This window comes from Ensifer sp. ENS07 (assembly GCF_014852185.1).
Classification (GTDB): domain Bacteria; phylum Pseudomonadota; class Alphaproteobacteria; order Rhizobiales; family Rhizobiaceae; genus Ensifer; species Ensifer adhaerens.
In genome coordinates, this window is sequence record NZ_JACVBE010000095.1 from 1 (window position 1) to 255 (window position 255).

Annotated in this window: 1 pseudogene; it reads left to right on the forward strand. The window is 63.1% G+C overall.

Annotation, left to right across the window (positions count from 1 at the left end):
* Positions 1–255 (forward strand): annotated as a pseudogene (gene cysW, locus IB277_RS37805) (sulfate/thiosulfate ABC transporter permease CysW); the annotation flags it as partial.

Below are 255 nucleotides of genomic sequence, written 5' to 3' on the forward strand. Positions count from 1 at the left end.
CAAGTTCGAGTTCAAGGGCAAGGCCTTCCTGACGACGCTGATCGACCTGCCGTTCTCGGTCTCGCCGGTGATCTCCGGCCTCGTCTTCGTGCTTCTGTTCGGCTCGCACAGTGTCCTTGGTCCCTGGCTGCAGAGCCACGGCATCCAGATCCTCTTTGCCGTGCCGGGCCTGGTGCTCGCCACCGTCTTCGTCACCTTCCCCTTCGTCGCCCGCGAGCTGATCCCGTTGATGCAGGAACAGGGCAGTAGCGACGA